The organism is Endothiovibrio diazotrophicus (assembly GCF_054657215.1).
In genome coordinates this window covers 1-3,814 of record NZ_BAAHXB010000205.1, presented here as the reverse complement: position 1 = coordinate 3,814, position 3,814 = coordinate 1, and the positions used below count along the sequence as shown (strand labels likewise).

The window sequence follows — 3,814 nt, the reverse complement described above, 5'->3', positions numbered from 1 at the left end:
AAAATCGCCGACATCCTCCAAGCTCGCGGACAGCTCGACGACGCGCTGCGCATCAATGAAGAGCGGCTTCCTGTCTTCGAGCACCTGGGAGACCCGATTGGCAAAGCCCATGTCTTCTACTCGATGGCCCAAATCGAGCTGGATCGAAAGCAGTACCCGGAAGCAACCTCCCATCTCGCGGAGGCCTTTCAACTGGTCTCCCAAGTGGGTTACCTGGACGGCGTCGTCGGCGTCGGCCTCCTATTGGGCCAACTCCTCTGCGCCGGAGGCATGAGAAAGGAAGGCCATCATGTCCTCATCCAAGTCCGCGACGGCAAGCACAAAATGGGGCAGGACACTTCAGACGTAGAAGCGCTGCTGGAACAGTGTCCCCCCGAGGAGTAACCCCACCCGTTGCCCCCCCACCCCGATTCTCCTATCCTGTCCCGCCACTGCCGGCCGCTACCGCGCGCCGGCCCGATCAGCGTCAGCCATTCCCCCGACCATGCCCTCAAACCTCCCTCCCGCCGCGCGGATCGAGGCGCTGCGCGAGCAGCTCCGTCACCACAACTACCGCTACTACGTCCTCGACGACCCGGAGGTCCCCGACGCCGAGTACGACCGCCTGTTCCGCGAGCTGCAGGCCCTCGAAGCCGAACACCCGGAACTGGTCACCGCCGACTCCCCCACCCAGCGGGTCGGCGCCGCGCCGCTGGAGGCGTTCGACGGCGTTCGTCATGAGCTGCCGATGCTCTCGCTGGACAACGCCTTCGAGCCGGAGGCGGTGCGCGAGTTCGAGCGGCGCATCCAGGATCGGATCGGGGAGCGCATCCAACCCAGCGGGGAGATCGCCTACACCGCCGAGCCGAAGCTGGACGGGCTGGCGATCAGCCTGCTCTATGAAGAGGGGGTGCTGGTGCGCGCCGCCACCCGCGGTGACGGCACCACCGGCGAGGACGTCACCCAGAACGTGCGCACCATCCAGGCGGTGCCGCTCAGGCTGCTCGGCGACGGCTGGCCGCGGCGGCTGGAGGTGCGCGGCGAGGTGTTCATGACCAAGGCGGGCTTCGAGGCGCTCAACGAGCGGGCGCGGGCCAATGATGAGAAGACCTTCGCCAACCCGCGCAACGCCGCCGCCGGCTCGCTGCGCCAGCTCGACCCGAAGGTCACCGCCACCCGGCCGCTGACCCTGTACTGCTACGGCTTCGGCATCGTCGAAGGCGGCGAGCTGGGCGATACCCACAGTGCCAACCTGGAGCGGCTGAAGGGGTGGGGCCTGCCGGTCTGTCCGGAGCTGAAGGTGGTCGCGGGCAGTGCCGGCTGTCTCGACTACTACCGGGCGATCGGCGAGCGGCGCGATAGCCTCCCCTACGAGATCGACGGGGTGGTCTACAAGGTGGACCGCCTCGATCTGCAACGGGCGCTGGGCTTCGTCGCCCGCGCGCCGCGCTGGGCCATCGCCCACAAGTTCCCCGCCCAGGAGGAGCTCACCGTGGTCCGCGCCATCGAGGTGCAGGTGGGGCGCAGCGGCGCGCTCACCCCGGTGGCGCGGCTGGAACCGGTGGCGGTGGGCGGGGTCACCGTCACCAACGCCACCCTGCACAACGCCGACGAGCTGGCGCGCAAGGACGTCCGCGTCGGCGACACGGTGAGCGTGCGCCGCGCCGGCGACGTGATCCCCGAGGTGGTGGGGGTGCTCCTCGACCGCCGCCCGGCGGGGACCGCGCCCTACCGCTTCCCCGACCACTGTCCGATCTGCGGCTCGGCGGCGGTGAAGCCCGAGGGGGAGGCGGCGACCCGCTGCACCGGCGGCCTTTCCTGCCCGGCCCAGCGCAAGAACGCGATCAAGCACTTCGCCTCGCGCCGCGCCATGGACATCGAGGGGCTGGGCGACAAGCTGGTGGAGCAGTTGGTCGACGAGGGGCTGATCGAAAGCGCCGCCGACCTCTACGACCTGCACGAGAAGCGCGAGGCGCTGATCGCCCTGGAGCGGATGGCGGAGAAGTCCGCCGACAACCTGATCGAGGCCCTGGAGAAGAGCAAGCGGCGCCCCTTCGCCCGGGTGGTCTTCGCGCTGGGCATCCCCGGCATCGGCGAGGAGATGGCCCGGGTGCTCGCCGGCCACTTCCGTTCGATGGCGGCGCTGCGTGAAGCGCGGGTCACCGACTTCGTCGAGAGCGGCGGCATCAAGGGGATCGGCCGCAAGGGGGCCGAGGGGCTGGTCGCCCACCTGGAGGAGAATCCCGAACTCACCTACGACGGAGAGCACTTCGCCGCCTTCCTCGCCGACCTGAAGATCCGCGGCATCAACCGCCGCACCGCGGCGGCGATCGTCGAGCGCTATCCGGATCTGGCTACGCTACGCGGGGTGAGCGCCGACGAGCTGGAGAACGCCAAGCGGATCAAGGTACCGGGTTTCGCCGAGATCAGCGCCGGCAACGTGGTCACCTTCTTCCACCAGGCGCACAACATCGAGGTGATCGACCGGCTGGCCGCCGCCGGGGTGCGCATGGAGGAGGAGCCGGCCCCCGCCGCCGAGCCAGCCGCGGAGGCGGAGTCGCTGGCCGGCAAGACCTTCGTCCTCACCGGCACCCTGTCGCGGATGGGGCGCAGTGAGGCGAAGGCCAAACTCCAGGCCCTCGGCGCCAAGGTGACCGGCTCGGTGTCGCAGAAGACCGACGCGGTGATCGCCGGGACGGACGCCGGCTCGAAGCTGGCCAAGGCGCAGGAGCTGGGGATCGCGGTGCTCGACGAGGAGGCGCTGCTCCGCCTGCTCGGCGACGCGGCGGAGTGAACCTCAACCCGCGCGATCCATCCGCGCCGGGCGACCCACACCCCGCCGGCGGGGTCGCGCCGGATCTTGGCGAACGTCGGGGATTGGGGTTCCATGAAGGAGAGGTCGGTGGTCGTCTCCTCCCCCTCCCCGCGGCGATGAACCCGGGAGCCGGAGTCGATCCACCAGCCGCCGCCGTTGCCGTCGGGCACCCGTCCGTCAAAAAGGAAATCCCGCTCCTCCCACCGCCCTTCGGCGTCACGCCGGCCGGCACCGCCGGCATCGACGACGACGATCCCGCCCGAGGCGTCGGCATACAGCGGATCGGCTCCTTGATAACCGCGGGTATCCCGCGGAATCGGCACCCGCTCTCAGGCGCCGGCGGGGAGCCGCCGGGAGAGGTGATTCTCCCGGTCGGCGCTGTACCGGAAGTAGGTCGCCCAATCGGCGAACGCGGCGGAGGTAAAGGAGAGAAGAAGGAGGATCAGCGCCGAACCGGGCAGCGGAAGGGAGGAGCGGTGGTGCTTGATGTTCGAGGCGTTCATCGAAATCCATTTTCTTACGTGACGTAAGGGAACGACGATAGCGCCACCTCGAACGGCGGGTCAAAACGTCGCGACCGGCGCGCTCATTCCGGGGATGAGTGGTCTAGCCGCCACACCGACACCCCGGCTTCCGCCAATGCCGCTTCCGGTACCGCATCCTCCGTACCGGCCACCACGGTCGACGGCCGTAGCACCTCATCGCAGACCAGTAGCGGCGCCGTTCCCTCGGCGATGCGTTCGGAATCGGCAACGAGGAAGCGCGCATAGGGCACGTCGCACAGCACGAGCTGCCCCGGCCAGCGCTCCTGCGCCTGGCGCAGCGCCTCCGTCTGCCATCCATTCAATGGCGAAACCGCGCGGTATTGCACCGCCAGCAGCGCCGACGGATCCGCCCCGCCCCGTCGTCGTCTCAACCCGGCGAGCAGGTTGAGAAAGAGCCCGAGGAAGGCCAGCGCCACGGCGATCAACAGCGCCCAGAACAGAAGTTTCATCTCTGATCTCCCCTGTAGGAGCGGCC

General features: G+C 69.1%; 4 protein-coding genes. 2 read left to right on the top strand and 2 right to left on the bottom strand.

Going from position 1 to position 3,814, the window contains the following annotated elements; translation table 11 throughout:
• Both ACYQ2W_RS25480 and ligA read left to right on the top strand, forming a co-directional pair.
• Positions 1-384 (top strand): hypothetical protein (locus ACYQ2W_RS25480; RefSeq protein ID WP_459873738.1); only part of this gene is annotated, 384 nt, incomplete at its 5' end.
• Between the two features lie 100 nt (positions 385-484).
• Positions 485-2,773, top strand: coding sequence for an NAD-dependent DNA ligase LigA (ligA, locus tag ACYQ2W_RS25475; RefSeq protein ID WP_459873736.1), 2,289 nt, complete (start codon positions 485-487; stop codon positions 2,771-2,773).
• 350 nt (positions 2,774-3,123) lie between these two features.
• Here ligA and ACYQ2W_RS25470 read toward each other — a convergent pair whose 3' ends face one another.
• Together ACYQ2W_RS25470 and ACYQ2W_RS25465 are read right to left on the bottom strand one after the other, a co-directional pair.
• Complete coding sequence (locus ACYQ2W_RS25470; protein WP_459873734.1) at positions 3,124-3,297, bottom strand: hypothetical protein; 174 nt, start codon at positions 3,295-3,297, stop codon at positions 3,124-3,126.
• Between the two features lie 83 nt (positions 3,298-3,380).
• Entirely contained in the window at positions 3,381-3,788 is a 408-nt protein-coding gene (locus ACYQ2W_RS25465; protein WP_459873732.1) for a hypothetical protein, read from the bottom strand.
• Positions 3,789-3,814: the final 26 nt, after the last annotated feature.

Coding starts and splice junctions, on each gene's coding strand:
- ligA (WP_459873736.1), top strand. CDS start 485: ATGCCCTCAAACCTCCCTCCCGCCGCGCGGATCGAGGCGCTGCGCGAG.
- ACYQ2W_RS25470 (WP_459873734.1), bottom strand. CDS start 3,297: ATGAACGCCTCGAACATCAAGCACCACCGCTCCTCCCTTCCGCTGCCC.
- ACYQ2W_RS25465 (WP_459873732.1), bottom strand. CDS start 3,788: ATGAAACTTCTGTTCTGGGCGCTGTTGATCGCCGTGGCGCTGGCCTTC.